The organism is Streptomyces sp. NBC_01506 (assembly GCF_045040295.1).
In the GTDB taxonomy this organism is placed as follows: domain Bacteria; phylum Actinomycetota; class Actinomycetes; order Streptomycetales; family Streptomycetaceae; genus Streptomyces.
Genome location: NZ_CP109422.1, coordinates 3,142,331 through 3,157,740 on the forward strand (window position 1 = coordinate 3,142,331; position 15,410 = coordinate 3,157,740).

Sequence of the window (15,410 nt, forward strand, 5' to 3'; positions counted from 1 at the left end):
AAATCCCATCTCGCTCTCTACTGACCGGTATTGCACGCTAACAGCGGCTCGCGCCGCGTCACATGGGTCCATGGGCCCATCCGCGCCACCACGTCGGTGACCATGCCTCACACCCGGTCACGTTCCCCGGGGCCGTCGAGCACGGCCATCGCCTCGAACCGGAATCGCTCCAATTCCCCGTACGTCCGCGGGAATCCGCCGCGTTCGGTGGCGAACTTGACGGTGGCGCCATGCGTACGGAAGTCGTCGTCCACGCCGACGGAGACGATCGCCACGAGCGTGTCGGACGCCGGCAGGCCGTGGGCGGCTCGCAGCGCGGCGTCGGCGAATGCCCGCGACCGGGCGACGGCGCCCCGCAGGAACGGCTCGCGTTCCGCGGGGAGATCGTCGCAGGGGATGCCGACGTCGTTCACGGCCAGCTCGTGCTCGGCGATGTCGCCCGCCCGCCAGTCACTTCGCCAGCCGGACCCGTCGCCGTAACAGCCGTTGAGCAACAGGGCACCGGCCGGTCCGGTGCGCCATCCGCCGTCGATCAGATCGCGCAGTTCGGCGGGGAGGGTGTGCGGATCGGCCACCTCGGTGGCCTTCCAGAGCGGCAGCATCAAGGCGTTCATTCTCACGGTGCGCTCATTCCGAAGTACTGGTATGCCTTGTCGATCGCACTCTTCGGAACCTTTTTGGCCAGCTTCGACGAAAGGACGTCACCGGCCTCCGTACGGAATTTGCCGTCCGCGGGATCGAAGTAGTACTTCTTCGGGTCCGCGCCACGGCCCATGAACTGCACATGGATTCCCGCGCCCGGCTTACCGGGGTTCTGATTCTCGATGTCCACGCGGAACGAGCGGTCGGTGGAGGTGTACACCGTCTTGCTGTTGATCACCGGGGCGTCCGCGGGTGTGGTGATGGAGCAGGTTCCGGGCGGTGTGTTGTGCACAAGGACCGGCGTCTCGCCGGCCAGCACATAGTACGTGTGGATGCCGTTGACGGTGAGGTCGTGCGTGGTCTGCCGCTTGGTGTAGCGGTCGACGGCGGTCACCTCGACGGATGTTCCGGCGGGGGTACGCAGGTCGGCCCCGGCCTCGATGTCGCCCGCGTCCGCCCAGCGCTGACGGTCGGTCAGCCAGAACGGGTGCGTGTCGGTGGCCGTCAGGACCTCGGCGCCCGCGTCCGTGCGGACGGTGAGCCGGGTGAAGTCCTTGTCCTGGTGCGTGGTGATGGTCCGCTCGATGGTGCGAGCCCGCGTACGGCCGCTGACGGGATCGGTGGCGACGACGCGCATACCGGCGCGGAGCTTGTCGATCGCCATCCGGCTGCCGTCGGCGAGCAGGACCGGGGTGCCGGGCAGGAAGCTGTGTTCGGGCGTACAGCCGACCGGTTTGTCCTTGGGTTTGTCGTCGGGGTCCTTCGGTTTCTCCTGGTCGAGTTTCTTCTTCGCGTCGGCGAGCTTGTCCTCCGCGTCGTCCACCCGTTTACGGTTCTTGATCAGCCCCTTGAGACCGTCGTACAAGTCACCGCCGTGCTTCTTGAGCTTCTTGACCAGCTCGACAGCTTTCTTCCACTTCCACGGAGCGCCGTACTTCGCCGCCAACTTGCCCACGGCCCCGCCCACAAGGCTGAGCAGCACATTGACCAGGGTCTCCGTACAGGCGCCCATGTCGCCCTTGGTGATGCAGTCCAGCGCGTCCGTGATCCCCAGCTCGTCGGCCAGGATCTTCGCCAACTCCTTGGCGGCTTCCTTGGCCTTGTCGGAGTCGCTTTTCTCCGCCGCCTGAGCGTCCTGAAGCTCCTTCAACGCGGCGTCATAATCCAACTCCGCCTGCGACTTCCCACCACTGGCATTACCCACGGGCTCACCGGCCGGCGGAGGGTCCTGGTCGCCCTCATCACCGCCATCGGCGACGGAGTCGCTGCCACCGCCGCAGTTCCCGCCGCCGGTGATCTTGCAGACCTGCGTACTGATTCCCTCGGCCAGCGCCGGCCCCACACCCGTACCGACCAGAGCACCCACGATCGCCGCCACGACGACGACCAGACCGACGTACTCGATGGCCCCCTGGCCCCGCTGCGACCGGCGCAACGCGCCCAACAACCGCGCGTCGGTGCGCAACCCCAACCGCCAACGAAGCACGACCCATTCCCCCTGTACGTCAGCCTCTGCTCGTACAGGACTCAGGAATGGGCCGTGGCAGTTCCCGCAGGAACGTCATGCGTCGCCGGGAGTCTTCCCGTAGTACGGCCTGACGGTTCGGCCGAGCTTGCGCTGGACGGACCGCAGCGTCCTGATCGTCGCCTCGTCACTGAGTCCGGTGGTCGTGGACCATTCGAAGCCCGTGCCCGCCAGATCGCTGACGAAGACGATCTCCACGGCGAGCAGGATCCGCGCCCAGTCGACCGGGGCGAGCGGCACGTCGTCCGCGAGCGCGCGCCGCAGCCGTGGGCACTGGTCGAGCAGATCGCGCGCGCTCTCGAAGCCCATGCCGACCGCGAGTTGATCGGAGCACCGGGCGGGCCCGCCCCATTCCAGGAGCGCCCGCCGCAGCAGCTCGGTCTCGTCCTGGGCGAGCAGTGCGCTCGCCGCCACTTCGCCGCCCGGCATCAGTTGAGTCCCGCCCAGTAGTCTTCGAGGGATGCCGGGTCCCGGCGGAAGATGGTGCCGCCGTCCGGGTGCATCGGGTCATGAATCACGATGGTCGTGCCGTCCTTGCCGAGATATGCCTTCCGGCCGCTGCCGAGGGGCTTGGTCCGCGAGGGATTCTGCATGACGTCGGTGGCGAGCTTGCCGAGGTCGTCCGCCGACAGACCGGGGAAGTCGGTCGCGTGCTTGTTGTCCGCGTGTCCCTTGGCGATGTCGCCCGCGTCCTCAAGACGCTCCTCGTCGGTGCACCAGTCGTTGTTGTGCACCAGGACCGGTGTGTCACCTGTGACGACATAGTACGTGGCGATGCCGTTGATGGTGAGGTCGTGCGTGGTCTGCCGCTTGGTGTAGCGGTCGACGGCCGTGACCCGCACCGATGTTCCGGCGGGGGTACGCAGATCGGCCCCGGCCCTGATGTCGCCCGCGTCCGCCCAGCGACGCTGGTCCGTCAGCCAGAACGGGTGGGTGTCGGTCGCCGTCAGGACGTCCGTGCCCGCGTCCGTGAGGACGGTGAGCCGGGTGAAGTCCTTGTCGTCGTGCGTGGTGATGGTCCGCTCGATCGGGCGGGCCTCGCTCCGGCCGCTGACGGGATCGGTGGCGACGACGTACATACCGGCGCGGAGCTTGTCGATCGCCGTCCGGCTGCCGTCCGCGAGCAGGACCGGAGTTCCGGGCAGGAAGCTGTGTTTGACGGCGCAGGATTCCGGCTTGTCGTCGGGCTTGTCCTCGGGCTTGTCCTTGTTCTCCTGGTCGAGTTTCTTATTCGCGTCGGCGAGCTTGTCCTCCGCGTCGTCCACCCGTTTACGGTTCTTGATCAGCCCCTTGAGACCGTCGTACAGATCCCCGCCGTGCTTCTTGAGCTTCTTGACCAGCTCGACGGCTTTCTTCCACTTCCACGGAGCGCCGTACTTCGCCGCCAACTTACCGACCGCGCCGCCCACGATGCTGAGCAGCACATTGATCAGAGTCTCGGTACAGGCGCCCATGTCGCCCTTGGTGATGCAGTCCAGCGCGTCCGTGATCCCCAGCTCGTCGGCCAGGATCTTCGCCAGCTCTTTCGCGGCTTCCTTGGCCTTGTCGGAGTCGCTTTTCTCCGCCGCCTGAGCGTCCTGGAGCTCCTTCAACGCGGCGTCATAATCCAACTCCGCCTGCGACTTCTCGCCACTGTCGTTACCGGTGTCGGAGGCGGGATCGTCCGCCGCGGGCTCACCGGGCGGTGGATCCTCGACGCTTTCGTCGTCCTGCGCGACAGAGTCGCTGCCACCACCGCAGTTCCCGCCGCCGGTGATCTTGCAGACCTGCGTACTGATCCCGTCGGCCAGCGCCGGCCCGACACCCGTACCGACCAGAGCACCCACGATCGCCGCCACGACGACGACCAGACCGACGTACTCGATCGCCCCCTGGCCCCGCTGCGACCGGCGCAACGCGCCCAACAACCGTGCGTCGGTACGCGGCAGAGCCCGCCTCGTACAACGACGGATCTGACGAACCCGACGTACTACCCCCGATGGCAACATACCCGCGACGCTACGACGCCGAGTGGGAACGGTCATGGGTCCGGGGGCCCAACCGGGGCCTGAAAAGCGGGGCATTGAACTGCCCCGACCGCCGTGGTGCGGGCGGTCGGGGCAGGGGTGGGGGGCGAGGGCGGAGGTGGGGGCTCCGCGTGGGCCGGGAACGCGAGAAGGGCAGGTCCGCCACCATCCTGGCCAGGGATGGATGCGGTCTGCCCTGTCTCGTGAGAGTGGGTCCGGGTCGGTTACTCGCCGCCGAGGATCTCGTCGACCGTGTTGGTGAGACCGTCGGCGATCGCGGTGTCGACCTCCGAGCCGACGATCGCGGCGATGATCAGCGCCACCAGGACGATCACACCGACGTACTCGACCGCGCCCTGACCCTTGTCGCTGCGGCGCTTGATCGCGGAGACAGCGGTGTTCGCCCAGGTGCCGACGTAGAGCTTGACGTTGGTGGCGGCCTTCAGCGTGACGTTCGACATGAGCTTCCCCTTTTGATGTCGGCCGGCCGGCAACCGGCCGACTCGTACGAGTCGTTGGTGTCACTGGCGCTTCCGGCTTCCTCCTGGCCGGTCTCGCTGGCGACATGAGAAAAGTACGACGCCACCGGCTCGCGGGCATGGGTCCCGAGACCCAACTCCAGACCCAACCGGCGGACTGGGCCCGCCCGGTGGGGGAATGGACGTGGCCGGGGCCCGGAGAACGCGGCGAACGCGGACGGCCGCTGCCGTATGCGACTTCCATACGACAACGGCCGTAAGCACACGCGCCTCGCTGTGCCTCAGTTCTGCGCGGTGTCGGTCTCACCGCGCGGGAAGGAGATCTCCACGCGGCGGTTCTTCTTGCGGCTCTCCTCGGTGCTGTTGCTCGCGATCGGGAACTCCTCGCCGTAGCCCCGGATCTCGTACGTGATGCCGGCCTGGGCCAGCTCCTTCTCCAGGACCCCGTGGACGGCCTCGGCGCGCTGCTTGGAGAGCACGTCTCCATGCGCGGACGAGCCGAGATTGTCGGTGAAGCCGAAGACCCGGACCTTCGTGGCGCCCTGCTTCTCGATCTCCGCCGCCACGGCGGCGATACGGGAGTCCGCCGCGCTGGAGAGCTTCGCGCTGTCCTTGCCGAAGAGGACTTCGGCCTGGAGCGCGAACTTCAGAGTCTCGCTCGTCTCCTCGCGACGCTCCTCGCCGCCCTCCGACTCGACCACCGAGATGATGGGCAGCACCTTCGCGGGGGCGAGGGTGGCGCCGTCGCGGATCTTGAGGCCGGGGGCGTTGCCGTCCACCTCCGGTGGTGGCGAGGTCGACTCGGTGCCCGGTGGTGTGCTGGGTGCCTCGTCCGCGGACACGCTCCCCGCCATGGTGAACTGCACGCCGGCGAACAGGACGGCGGCGGCGAGCGCCGTCACCGCCGGGCGTGCGGCGGCACGTCGCGGGCGCGACGTAAAGGCACCCATCAGGAGATCTCAATCGTCGCGGTGGGCATCAGCGGCACCTGGATGTCGACCTCGGAGGTGGTGTCCGGCGGAGCCGGGTACTGGGCGAAGAAGTTCTCCGTGGCGCCGTCGTCCATTCCGACAATTCCCGTGGTGGTCAGCGGATTGCCGTCGGTGTCACGCAGCACGTAGTAGCGCTTCTTCTCCGTCTTGTCCACGAGCGTGACACCGGCGAGCGACTTGCCTGTTCGCCGGACCTGGCTCTCCTCACCACTCCAGATGGTCGGGAGCGTTTCCCTGCCGCCGCTGGTGTTCTTGATGGTGCCGGTCACGGTCAGAAAACCGCCGCTGTCACGGGCAGCGGTGTGAATGGTGAACTGGAACCCGTTGCTGCCGTTGATCGTCGCCAGCGTCTGGCTGGTGTCCGGCACCGTGTTCCCGCCGCCGTCGTCCTTCGAGTTGTCCTCGCCCGGGGCGGAGGACGACGCGTTGTCGGCGCTGTCGCTCTTGCCGTCGTCGCCACTGCCGCAGGCCGTCAGGGACACGGTCAGCGCCACGGCCGCGAGGACGCACCCCGCAGCCCGACGGGCCTTCGTTCCATGCCGCATATTCATCAGTGTTGATCCTTTGCGTTCACTCGCGGTCAGTCCTCGGCCAGTCGGACGGAGAACAGGACAGACATGTCCGGCAACACCAGATTCTCGGGGTCCAGGTCCAGAAGGCCCCGGCCGTCGCAGCGGAGTTCACCGGGCAGGGGAGTCGCTTCTTCCCCGCCGTCCTCGCCGCCGCCGCCGGGCTCGGGATCCTCTTCTTCCGGCTTCCCGTCTTCCTCCGCCGGCTTGAACTCGCAGCGAGGCACGATGACCGCCGTGGCGGTGGCCTCGGCCTTCTTGTCCTCGGTGTCGGGCAGGATGCTCTGCCCCATCGACTCCTGGGATATGACGTCGACCGTGATACCCCAACGGCCGTCGTTCAGGCCCCTGCACCCGTCGGGTGTCACCACGTCCATGCCGTTCTTGTCGGCGAGCCGCAGAGCCGCCGCACAACCGAGGACGGGGCCGACCGGTTCGCCGTTGAAGACGTCTTCCAGAAAGCCGGGCGTGAAGAAGTTGGCCAGAAGGTCTTCCGCGAACCGGTCGCGGGTCTCCTGGGCCGCTGCCAGAGCTGCCGCGTCGGCCCCGGACTGGGCGCTGTTACGCGTGGCGCCCGCCTGACCGACCGCGAAGAACGCGAGCGCGAGAAAGAGCAGGCCCGCCACCATCGTGATGTAGATGGGAGCGGCCTGCCCTGCCTCGTGAGAGTGGGTCAGTTGCCGAGAATCTCGCCGACCGTGTTGGTGAGACCGTCGGCGATCGCGTTGTCGACGTCCGAGCCCACGATCGCGGCGATGATCAGCGCCACCAGCACGATCACACCCACATACTCGACCGCGCCCTGACCCTTGTCGCTCCGGCGCTTCATCGCCGTGACAGCCGTGTTCGCCCACGTGCCGACGTACAGCTTGGCGTTGGTGGCGGCCTTCAGCGTGACGTTCGACATGGCAATCCCCTTGCGTGTCCGCCGGCCGACTGCCGGCCGACTCGTACGAGCCTTCGGTGCCACCGGCGTCTCCGGCTTCCTCCCGACCGGCGTCGCGGGCGACAGGGGCAACATACGACGGTACGACACCCCCCGGCGTGGGCCCCTGGGCCCAAGGGGGGGCCCAACGCCGGGCCCAACGGGCCCACCGGGGCCTGCTGGTGACTACACGGGCCATCCGGCCCTCGGCACGCTCAGTCACGACCGGCCGACCCCCCTCGCGCGACACCGTGCCAGAAGGCGATGGCCTCGCCCCGGCTGCCGGCGTTCAGTTTGGCAAAGATGCGATTGATGTGGTTCTTCACGGTTTTCTGGCTGATGAAGCAGGCGGCGGCGATCTGCTGATTGGTCATCCCTGACGCGATCAGGTCCATGATCTCCACCTCCCGCTGGCTCAGCTCGGAGTAAAGCCCCTCCGGCGCTCCGGACGGCCGGGGCGCTCCCGAGGCCGTCTGCCCTTGGGGCGAGTGTGCCATATTCGGTTGCGAAAGCGAAGATGGCTGTGCAAATTGTTGCGCGTTCAACTCACGTTCACCTGGTGGTACTTGACGGCTCACAGGTGACACATAGGCAGGATGCCCATGTCCGGCGTGTGCGTTCGCAGACGAGGGCCCCGGCGCCGCCGGCTGGTAGCCGGGCCCGGTGAAGGCCGTCCCCAGTCCCTCAGGCAGCGGTCCCGCCCCCGGCTCGGCCCCCGCGCCGCGCATGCTCGCCAGCAGTGCGCTGGACGCGGAGTGGGTGAAGTGCGCCCGGCCCTGCTTGATGTCCCGGACGGCGGCGACCAGTTGGTCGGCCGTGAACTCGCCGTGGACGAGATAGCCGCCCGCGCCCAGCCGCAGCGCCTCATGGACGATCTCGCTCTCGCGGCTGTACGTCATCATCAGCACCGGCGCGAGCCGCACCAGATGCGGCAGGGCCGAGATCCCGTCGACACCGGGCATCCGCACGTCCAACAGGATGACATCCGGCTTGTGTTGAACCGCCTGTTCGTACGCCTGGCGGCCGTCGGCCGCCTCCGCGGCGACCTCGATGTCGTCGCGGCCCGACAGCAGGACGGTCAGACCCGCCCGTACGACCGGATTGTCGTCGGCGACCACGACACGCAGCGGTGGCGCCATGGGCATCGGCCCCGGAAGGGCGGGGAATCCTCCGGATGCCGCCGGCGGTGCTGAGGCGGGGGGTCCGGCGGTGTGCTCCGAGCTGAGCGGTGTGGCGTGCGAGGACGAGTGCTGCGATACGTGCGACTGCTGCGTCCAGTGCTGCCCGGAACTCCGGGAGACGTCGTCCGGCATGGCTGCGGCCTCCTCTCATGTGTGGGGACGGTGGGTGAGGTGCTGCTCCGAGACCCGGGTGCGGGGGGTCGGGTTCAGTTCAGTAGCGGTACGGGGTGCTGCTGCGGGTGGCCCTGGGACAGTCCCAGGGCGTTGAGCGGGAGTTCCAGCCGTACTTCGGTGCCCTTCGCCGCCCGGCCTCTGCCGATGCGGATACGGGCCCCGATCGACGCCGCGCGTTCCACCATGCCGACCAGGCCGAAGTGGCCCGCGCGTCTGAGGTCTTCGAGCGAGGTGCCCTCGGGCAGGCCCTGCCCGTCGTCGTACACACTGATGCGCAGCACGTCGCGTACCACTCCCGCCGATACGTCGACATACGTCGGGTGCGCGTGCCGCTTGGCGTTCTCCATGGCCTCGGTGGCGATGGTCAGGGCGTGCCGGGCCACGGCGTGCGGGATGGGCGGGGTCGCCGCCTCGCCGAGTTGGCGGAAGGACGCCGGAAGGCCGTGGCGCCGGGTGAAGTCGTCGGTACGCGCCCGGAGTTCGGCGACGACGTCGACGCCGCCGTCCAGGCCGGACTCCCGGCGCAGGTCCGACAGCAGTTCCCGGGACTCGGCGGCGGCGCGCCGGGCCGAGCGGGCGACGAGTTCCGCCTGGTGCTTGACCGTGAGCGGGTCCATGCGGTCGGCCGTGCTGGCCAGACCGTCGGCGGCCATCGCCAGACCGTGCAGGGTCTTGGCCACCGAGTCGTGCATCTCGCGGGCGAGCCGGGCGCGTTCCTCCTCGACCGCGCCGCTGACGGCGAGCCGGGCGCGGGCCTCGGTGAGCGCCTGGCTGGCGGTGCCGAAGCCCAGCATGAGATTGCGCAGCGTGCTGCCGACGGCACCGGCGATGACGCACAGGCCGGGAAGCAGCAGCGCCGAGAACGAGACCTCGACGTCGTCGTTGACCGCGTACGCCCCGGCGACGATCAGCGACTGGAGCACCGCGAAGAACGCGGCACCGCGCCAGCCGTAGACGAGTCCCGCCAGGAGCGGTGTGCAGATGGTGACATAGGCGAGCGTGGAGTCCGGCGACGCGGTGACGAGAAGCAGCGACCCGAACAGCGTGTCGGCGGCGAGGACCACCGGGTGCCGCAGAAGGACGGGCCCGAACCGCTCCCAGTCGCGGAACAGCACGTACGACACCATGAAGGTGACGATGACCGCGGAGGCGACGAGCCAGGTGGCGACACCGGCCGCGGTGCGTTCCAGCGCGAAGGGGGACGCGAGTGCGATCATCGCCAGCCGGAAGCCGAACACTTGCCGGCACAGCGCCTGGAGCGCGTTGATCTGAATCGGCAGTGACGGCACATGATCGGGCGCGGTCGTGGGCGAACCGGGTGGTTCGCTGCTGATACCGCCCGTAAGTACGGCGAATCTCGGGGTCATGGGGACTCACCTCCCGTTCGGATGTCGCTGGGCTGCCGCGCTCGGTCGGCCATGGTCTGATCAGCCGTCCGATCAGCCGAGGATGTTTCCGAAGTCGACTCCGGAACCGTAGTAGAAACTGAGCACGATAAGGATCATGGTCGCCGGAAGCATGACCATCGTGACCACAAGAGTGGTCTTCGGCACGGCCTTCGCGGCGTTACGACGCGCGTTCTGCGAGTCGGTGCGCCGCATGTCGTTGGCGATCTGGATCAGGGTGTCGACGATCGGCGCGCCCAGCTCCTCACCTTGCTGAAGGGCGGTGACGAACATCGAGACCTGGTCGGAGTCGTTGCGCTTGCGCAGATGGTCGAAGGCCTCGCGACGGCTGACACCCATGTCCATCTGGCGCAGTGTGATGCGCAGTTCGTCCGCCCAGGGTCCCTTGTACTTCTCCGCGACCCGCTCCAGCGCCTGGCGGAAGCCGAGGCCGGCCGAGACGACGACGGCGAGGACGTCCAGGAAGTCCGGCAGCGTGCGTTCGATGTCGTCGCGGCGCTTGCGTATGGCGACGCGGATGATGACGTCGGTCCAGAAGAAGCCGTAGACCAGGGCGAAGATCCCCAGTGGTGCCTGACCGCGTATCACCAGGGCGAAGCAGGCGAAACCGCCGAGGAATCCGTAGACCGCGCGCCGGGCCGCGTACCGGTCGACGGTCATACCGCCGGGGTTGCCCGCCATGTCGAGCCGGCGGCGCAGTACGTCGACGCGCTTGGGTCCCATCATCCGCAGCACGGACGGGGCGTAGCGGATGCCGAGGCGGTCGATGCCCGAGCCTACGGCGGTGGTCCGGCTGGCTCCGATCTCCAGTGCGATCGCGAGGTCGCCGGGGAGTTTGGCGTCGGCGCGGTACAGGCGAACGCCGTGGAAGGCGCCGTACACGGACAGACCGATGACGGCGGCGAAGAGAAGTCCCATGTCTCGTATCCCCCTCTCAGACCTGGATCCGGGACATTCGCCGGATGGCGAGATATCCGACCGCGTACAGCGCGAACGCGACGATCGTGCCGACCTGGCCCATCGTGGCCCCGGTCATCTTGTCCAGCGCTCCGGGAGTCATGTTGTTGATGAGCAGCAGGAAGCCGAGGCCGATCATGGGGACGGCGAGCGCGGTGACCTGGATCTGCGAGAGCACGGTCTTCACCTCGCGCCGGGTCTCCTTGCGTTCTTCCAGCGTCTCGGTGAGGTTGCGCAGCGACGTCACGACCTGGCCGCCGGCCCGGCTCGAGAGCACCAGTGTGGTCACCAGCACGACGAGTTCACGGGAGGGCAGGCGGTCCGCGAGTTCGCCGAGCGCGTCGTCCAGGGTGTGCCCGACGGCCAGTTGGTCGGCGACCCTGCGCAGTTCCTCACCGGCGGGGTTGTCCAGCTCCTCGGACGCCATCACCAGGGCGGTGCGCATGGCCAGCCCGGCCTGGGTGGCGTTGGCCAGTACACGCGTCAGTTCGGGCAACTGGTTGATGAACGCCTCGGTCCTCTTGGTCCGCTGCCAGTTCAGGAACGCGTTGCCGCCCCAGATGCCGGCGAGTGCCGCCAGGACGCCGAAGAACGTCGCGAAGATGGCACCGATGATGAAGTAGAGACCGAGCAGCCCGGCCACCACGTACACGAAGTACTCGCCCGGTGTCAGATCGAGGCCGGTCACCGCGATCTTCCGCTCGATGCGTCTGCCGATGCCGGTCTTGCGCAGGCGGCGGTCGATTCCTCCGAAGCGGCGGCGCCGGCCGACCGCGGGGATCTGTCCCGTGTGGGACATTCGCTGGACGAGCGCCTCGCGTTGGGCCTTGCCCGACGAGTAGACGTGCACGCCGATGACGGCGAGCACACACGTGAGGAGTGTGATGCCTATCGTCAGGAGCGGGAGATTATCCATGTCGTGCGGGGACCTTCTGGGTGAGCGGCGGGCAGGGACGGTCGTCGGGGGCGGACATCAGGCCGCCGCCTTACGCAGGGCGAGATCTTCCTCGGACTGTGCGACACCGAAGGCCGGGGGAACGGCTTCGCTTTTCATGTAGAGGCGCTCGGCGACCCGGCGGGGCATCGGGTAGTACTCGAAGTGGCCGTGGATCCGGCCGTCGGCGGCCATGGGCTGGGCGAGATAGCGGCAGACCGAGACGATCCGGTACTCCTCGCGGCCGTGGGAGTCGACGATGGCGATCTCGGTGATACGGCGGGAGCCGTCGGCGTGCCTGGTCAACTGGACGATCACGTCGACGGCGCTGTTGATCTGGTCCTTGATCGCCACGAAGGGGATCTCGACCTCCGACATGGAGGCCAGGGTCTGTAGTCGCATCAGCGCGTCCTCGGCGCTGTTGGCGTGGACGGTCGCGAGCGAGCCGTCGTGACCGGTGGACATCGCCTGGAGCATGTCGAGGGTCTCACCGCCACGGACCTCACCGACGATGATGCGGTCGGGGCGCATACGCAGGGAGTTGCGGACGAGGTCGCGGATGGTGACCTGGCCCTTGCCCTCCACGTTGGAGGGGCGGGTCTCCAGGGTGATCACATGCTTCTGCTGGAGCTGGAGTTCGGCGGAGTCCTCGATGGTGACGATGCGCTCGCCGTCCGGGATGAGCCCGGACAGGGAGTTGAGGAGTGTGGTCTTGCCGGTGCCGGTGGCGCCGGAGACGATCAGATTGAACTTCGCGCGGACCAGCCCGGACAGCAGCATCATCATCTGGTCGTCCAGCGAGCCGAGGGAGATCATCTCCTGGAGGGTGAAGGCCCGGGGGAAGCGGCGGATCGTGAGGATGGGGCCGCTCAGGGACAGCGGCGGGATGATGACGTTGACACGCTCGCCGGACGGCAGTCGCGCGTCCACCATCGGATTGGCCTCGTCCACACGGCGGTTGACGGTGGAGACGATGCGCTCGATGGTCTGCATCAGTTGCTCGTTGGAGGCGAACCGCATGGGCAGCATCTCCAGCCGGCCGCCGCGCTCCACGAAGACCTGCTCGTGGCCGTTCACCATGATCTCGCTGATGGAGGCGTCTTCGAGCAGGGGTTCCAGGATGCCGAGGCCGAGTGCTTCGTCGACGACGCGGCGGATGAGCTGGGAGCGTTCGCCGGAGGAGAGTACGGGGCCCTCGCGGCTGATGATGTGGCCGAGGACCCGTTCGAGCCTGGCGCGGCGCTCGGCGGCGGCCAGCGCGGACATCTCCGCGAGGTCGATCTCCTCGAGGAGCTTGGCCCGGTAGACGCCGACGAGCAGGCTCTCTTCGCTGCGCCCGTTCGTCGGCTCGGGGCTGCTGATGCGCGCCCTCAGGCTCATGTCCTCAACTCCCAGGTGGTGCTGGTGTGATGCTCGGGTGGTGCGTGCCGTCTTGGGCGGTCCGGGTGCGTGGCGGGCCGCTCACGCCTCAGTCCAGGGGCATGGTGGTGCTCCGCTCGGCGGGATCGTCGAACTCGAACAGCGGGATGATCGAGGGGATGTGGACCTTGGCCGTGACGGTGACGGCGTCGGTCTCGTACTCCGGTGGCGGGAAGTCGGTGCCCTCGGCCAGCCAGTCGCTCATCGAGGACCTTCCGACCTGCTCCCACCCGGCGTCGTGCTGCGAGGCCGCGCGGGCCGCCGCCCGGGACGCCGTACCCGCCTGCTGGATGGAGTAGGCGGCCAGGCCCAGTTGTATCGCCGCGACGCCGGCGATGAGCAGGATGAACAGGACACCCGCGAACTCGATGGACGCCTGGCCCTTGTCACGTGCGCCCTCGGGTACGGGGCGCCTGCCACGGAGCATTCGGTTCACCATGTCTCAGCTCTCCCTCACCGCGACGGCGTCACCGGTGACGGGAATGTCGACGTTGAAGCCCGGAAAGAGGATCGGAATGTCGAGGGTCACCTCGGCCTTGACCACGTCGCCTTCGGCCCAGCAGTCGATGTCGCCGATGTCCCACGCGCCGGGCAGGTCCTCGTTCACGGCCGCCGTGCACTGCGACTCGCGCGTGCCGGGAGTCGCCACGGTCGCCGCGCGTACCGCTTCGTCCGCCGCGTTGCCCGCGAGGGAGAAGGTGTAGCCGACGAGCGTGGCCTGCCAGAGCAGGATCACCGTGGCCAGGATGATCGGGACCACACCGGTGAACTCGACGGCCGCCTGACCGCGGTCCTCACGCATACGTTCCCGGCGCGGGCCTTCGCGATGCCGCGGCACGTCACCGTATCTCCCGGTCACCGCTCCCCCCTCGTCCGGTGCGTCCGTCGCTGGATTGCTCATGGTTCAACGCGCCCCCTGGTCTCGTCGGCCCTGCCGCCCCGTGGTCGTCACTTCGATCGCCCGCGTCGCATCCCGACCGAGCCCCGGTCTCCCTTGAACTTGCCCTGCTTGTCCGCGCCTTCGGGAGTCTTCACCAGTCCAAGCTCTCCCGCGAGCCCCCAAAGCGCCTGCTTCACGGTCGACTTGGACTCCAGGTCCTGCATCCTGCCCGCGTCGACCGCCGCGTGCAGTTCCTTGAAGTTCGCCGGGATGACCACCCGTGACACCTTCGTGCTGGTGATCTTCTCGATGAGCGGCGGCTGGATCTCGGTGTTGCGCATGTAGCGGTTCACCACGATCGTCGTCTCCTCCGCCTTGCGGATCTGGAGCCGGTCCCAGAGCTTCACCATGCGTTTGGCCGCCCGTACCGCCACCACGTCCGGTGTGGTCAGCAGCAAGGTGGTGTCGGCCATCTCGATCGCCGCCGCGTTCGCGCTCGTCGTCTGTGTCCCGCAGTCGATGATCACGACCTCGTAGCGGTTGCGCAGCGCGCTGACGATCTGGCGTACGGAGCGGTCGTTGATCTCCTCCGCGCGCTCCCCCTCCCCCGGCGCGAGCAGCAGCGCCATGCCGGTGGGGTGGGTGAAGACCGCGTCCTGAAGGACGCGGGGCGAGATGTCCTGGATGGTGGCCAGGTCCACGATCGAGCGGCGGAACTGCACGTCCAGGTACGAGGCGACGTCGCCGGCCTGGAGGTCCAGGTCGGCGAGCGCCACCGTCATGCCCGACGCCTTGGCGGCGAGGGCGAGTTGGACGGCGGCCACCGTCGTACCGACGCCGCCCTTCGCCCCGCTGACCGTGACGACGGTGCCACCGGGTCCGGTGAACACGTCGCCGCCGTGGCCCAGGTGCTTGCGTACGCCCACGGACCAGGCCGCGGCGGCCTGGACGCGCTGGGCGAGTTCTTCGTAACTGAGGGGCAGCCCGACCAGTCCACGCGCGCCCGAGTCCATCGCGGCCGAGAACAGGCCGGGGCTCGCGTCCGCGGTGACCAGAATGACCCCGACCGCCGGAAAGCGCAGGGCCACCTCCCGGATCAGCTCAAGGGCTGGGACGGGACCGATCCGCTCATGTACCAGAACCACTTCCGGCAGTTCGTCGATCGACTCCGTGGCCAGCCTGGCCAGGGTGTCGATCAGCGAGGTCGAGTCACCGACCGGCCCGGCCGGCTCCGCGTCGGGGAGCTGGCTGAGCAGGGTGGTGATGGATCGGGCGGCGTCGGCGTCACCGACGACCGGGAGAATTCTGGTCGTCATTCGTC

17 protein-coding genes are annotated in these 15,410 nt (G+C 68.2%); all 17 read right to left on the minus strand.

Translation table 11 applies throughout. The annotated features are described in order from the left end of the window. Positions 1–107: 107 nt before the first annotated feature. On the minus strand, positions 108–620 hold the full coding sequence (locus OG329_RS13415) for a hypothetical protein (RefSeq protein ID WP_405795188.1): 513 nt from the start codon (positions 618–620) through the stop codon (positions 108–110). Next, on the minus strand, positions 617–2,128 hold the full coding sequence (locus OG329_RS13420) for a Hint domain-containing protein (protein ID WP_405795190.1): 1,512 nt from the start codon (positions 2,126–2,128) through the stop codon (positions 617–619). Before OG329_RS13420 ends, OG329_RS13415 begins: the two co-directional genes overlap by 4 nt. Before the next feature lie 75 nt (positions 2,129–2,203). Further along, a complete protein-coding gene (locus OG329_RS13425; RefSeq protein ID WP_405795192.1) occupies positions 2,204–2,596 on the minus strand; it encodes a hypothetical protein in 393 nt (130 codons plus the stop codon). Then, positions 2,596–4,074: a Hint domain-containing protein gene (locus OG329_RS13430; RefSeq protein WP_405795194.1), complete on the minus strand. Its 1,479-nt coding sequence runs from the start codon at positions 4,072–4,074 to the stop codon at positions 2,596–2,598. Before OG329_RS13430 ends, OG329_RS13425 begins: the two co-directional genes overlap by 1 nt. Positions 4,075–4,397: 323 nt before the next feature. Continuing rightward, positions 4,398–4,634: a hypothetical protein gene (locus OG329_RS13435; protein ID WP_405795196.1), complete on the minus strand. Its 237-nt coding sequence runs from the start codon at positions 4,632–4,634 to the stop codon at positions 4,398–4,400. A gap of 299 nt (positions 4,635–4,933) precedes the next feature. Continuing rightward, positions 4,934–5,602, minus strand: a complete 669-nt coding sequence (locus OG329_RS13440) for an OmpA family protein (protein ID WP_405795198.1) — start codon at positions 5,600–5,602, stop codon at positions 4,934–4,936. Further along, positions 5,602–6,189, minus strand: coding sequence for a hypothetical protein (locus tag OG329_RS13445; protein WP_405795200.1), 588 nt, complete (start codon positions 6,187–6,189; stop codon positions 5,602–5,604). The genes OG329_RS13440 and OG329_RS13445 overlap by 1 nt, the downstream gene beginning before the upstream one ends. A gap of 35 nt (positions 6,190–6,224) precedes the next feature. Beyond that, positions 6,225–6,890 carry a pilus assembly protein TadG-related protein gene (locus tag OG329_RS13450; RefSeq protein WP_405801808.1) on the minus strand — a complete coding sequence of 222 codons (666 nt, stop codon included), beginning with the start codon at positions 6,888–6,890 and terminating at the stop codon, positions 6,225–6,227. Beyond that, positions 6,887–7,120, minus strand: coding sequence for a hypothetical protein (locus OG329_RS13455; RefSeq protein ID WP_405795202.1), 234 nt, complete (start codon positions 7,118–7,120; stop codon positions 6,887–6,889). The genes OG329_RS13450 and OG329_RS13455 overlap by 4 nt, the downstream gene beginning before the upstream one ends. 233 nt (positions 7,121–7,353) lie before the next feature. Further along, complete coding sequence (locus OG329_RS13460) at positions 7,354–8,451, minus strand: response regulator (RefSeq protein WP_405795203.1); 1,098 nt, start codon at positions 8,449–8,451, stop codon at positions 7,354–7,356. 74 nt (positions 8,452–8,525) lie between these two features. Continuing rightward, entirely contained in the window at positions 8,526–9,860 is a 1,335-nt protein-coding gene (locus OG329_RS13465) for a sensor histidine kinase (protein ID WP_405795204.1), read from the minus strand. A 72-nt stretch (positions 9,861–9,932) separates the two neighbouring features. Continuing rightward, a complete protein-coding gene (locus OG329_RS13470; protein ID WP_405795206.1) occupies positions 9,933–10,817 on the minus strand; it encodes a DUF5936 domain-containing protein in 885 nt (294 codons plus the stop codon). Positions 10,818–10,833: 16 nt separating this feature from the next. Further along, on the minus strand, positions 10,834–11,772 hold the full coding sequence (locus OG329_RS13475; protein WP_405795207.1) for a type II secretion system F family protein: 939 nt from the start codon (positions 11,770–11,772) through the stop codon (positions 10,834–10,836). Positions 11,773–11,829: 57 nt separating this feature from the next. Then, positions 11,830–13,170: a CpaF family protein gene (locus OG329_RS13480; RefSeq protein WP_405795209.1), complete on the minus strand. Its 1,341-nt coding sequence runs from the start codon at positions 13,168–13,170 to the stop codon at positions 11,830–11,832. 88 nt (positions 13,171–13,258) lie between these two features. Beyond that, positions 13,259–13,648, minus strand: a complete 390-nt coding sequence (locus tag OG329_RS13485) for a TadE family protein (protein ID WP_405795210.1) — start codon at positions 13,646–13,648, stop codon at positions 13,259–13,261. Between the two features lie 3 nt (positions 13,649–13,651). Next, positions 13,652–14,011: a TadE family protein gene (locus tag OG329_RS13490; protein WP_405795212.1), complete on the minus strand. Its 360-nt coding sequence runs from the start codon at positions 14,009–14,011 to the stop codon at positions 13,652–13,654. A 146-nt stretch (positions 14,012–14,157) separates the two neighbouring features. Then, the gene (locus tag OG329_RS13495) at positions 14,158–15,405 is read right to left on the minus strand and encodes a CpaE family protein (RefSeq protein ID WP_405795213.1); all 1,248 of its coding nucleotides are present in this window, start codon (positions 15,403–15,405) and stop codon (positions 14,158–14,160) included. Between the last annotated feature and the right edge of the window lie 5 nt (positions 15,406–15,410).

What these genes read in the sequence shown, in the direction of transcription:
- OG329_RS13425 (WP_405795192.1), bottom strand. Translation starts at nt 2,596, where the DNA reads ATGCCGGGCGGCGAAGTGGCGGCGAGCGCACTGCTCGCCCAGGACGAG.
- OG329_RS13435 (WP_405795196.1), bottom strand. Translation starts at nt 4,634, where the DNA reads ATGTCGAACGTCACGCTGAAGGCCGCCACCAACGTCAAGCTCTACGTC.
- OG329_RS13440 (WP_405795198.1), bottom strand. Translation starts at nt 5,602, where the DNA reads ATGGGTGCCTTTACGTCGCGCCCGCGACGTGCCGCCGCACGCCCGGCG.
- OG329_RS13445 (WP_405795200.1), bottom strand. Translation starts at nt 6,189, where the DNA reads ATGCGGCATGGAACGAAGGCCCGTCGGGCTGCGGGGTGCGTCCTCGCG.
- OG329_RS13455 (WP_405795202.1), bottom strand. Translation starts at nt 7,120, where the DNA reads ATGTCGAACGTCACGCTGAAGGCCGCCACCAACGCCAAGCTGTACGTC.
- OG329_RS13460 (WP_405795203.1), bottom strand. Translation starts at nt 8,451, where the DNA reads ATGCCGGACGACGTCTCCCGGAGTTCCGGGCAGCACTGGACGCAGCAG.
- OG329_RS13465 (WP_405795204.1), bottom strand. Translation starts at nt 9,860, where the DNA reads ATGACCCCGAGATTCGCCGTACTTACGGGCGGTATCAGCAGCGAACCA.
- OG329_RS13470 (WP_405795206.1), bottom strand. Translation starts at nt 10,817, where the DNA reads ATGGGACTTCTCTTCGCCGCCGTCATCGGTCTGTCCGTGTACGGCGCC.
- OG329_RS13475 (WP_405795207.1), bottom strand. Translation starts at nt 11,772, where the DNA reads ATGGATAATCTCCCGCTCCTGACGATAGGCATCACACTCCTCACGTGT.
- OG329_RS13480 (WP_405795209.1), bottom strand. Translation starts at nt 13,170, where the DNA reads ATGAGCCTGAGGGCGCGCATCAGCAGCCCCGAGCCGACGAACGGGCGC.
- OG329_RS13485 (WP_405795210.1), bottom strand. Translation starts at nt 13,648, where the DNA reads ATGGTGAACCGAATGCTCCGTGGCAGGCGCCCCGTACCCGAGGGCGCA.
- OG329_RS13490 (WP_405795212.1), bottom strand. Translation starts at nt 14,011, where the DNA reads ATGCGTGAGGACCGCGGTCAGGCGGCCGTCGAGTTCACCGGTGTGGTC.
- OG329_RS13495 (WP_405795213.1), bottom strand. Translation starts at nt 15,405, where the DNA reads ATGACGACCAGAATTCTCCCGGTCGTCGGTGACGCCGACGCCGCCCGA.